Source organism: Rahnella sp. P4_A8 (genome assembly GCF_056402435.1).
In genome coordinates this window covers 1-654 of the sequence record NZ_JBFUHK010000350.1, presented here as the reverse complement: position 1 = coordinate 654, position 654 = coordinate 1, and the positions used below count along the sequence as shown (strand labels likewise).

Genomic DNA, 654 nt, shown 5'->3' with positions numbered 1-654 from the left:
GAGATTAATAATGCTAATCTACAACGTTTTTGGACGACACCTTGGGATCAAACGTGAGGGGGAGCGCTGGCTGGTATTCCGCGCAGACCTGACAGAGCGAAAATTTTCCCGGCTTTACGACATCGCAATTCCGAACGATCTGACAGAGGCAGAAATTCCAGGTTGGCTTGATGACATTTTACATGAGGCGGCAACAGAGCGTCATCCGGAGGTGAAGCGTGTCGAATAAGAAATCTGGCTTGCATGCGTAAGTATCCCGCTTAACCGGAGCATTCACTAATAGAGATATTTTGTCACGCCATCCGGACATCGCCTCCTCACCATCGATAACTAATACGCTGTGCTGCTTGTCATGTCCGCCTCCGGCACAGTGAGAAGCGGACATCGTTTTTCGGTCAGGATACCTGTAGTGATGTTATGGACGCCCCTCCCTGAAGTAGCCAGTGCCATACTCTATTGACTGCAATTAATTCAGGAGTGATATCACATGAACACAATCAGAGTTGTTGGTATCGACATTGCCAAATCTGTTTTTCAGGTATGCGTCTGGATGGTTGATGGTTCAATTGCATATAACAAGAAGATCTCCCGTTCAAAATTGCTGGATTGCGTTCGACACTTCGAGCCCGGAACGCTTATCGCGATGGAGGCATG

Annotated in this window: 1 protein-coding gene; it reads left to right on the top strand. The window is 48.0% G+C overall.

The genetic code is table 11. The features are described 5' to 3' along the window. The first annotated feature begins 10 nt into the window (after positions 1-10). On the top strand, positions 11-229 hold the full coding sequence (locus AC1DUO_RS25925) for a DUF7661 family protein (RefSeq protein WP_013575645.1): 219 nt from the start codon (positions 11-13) through the stop codon (positions 227-229). Positions 230-654 lie beyond the last annotated feature (425 nt).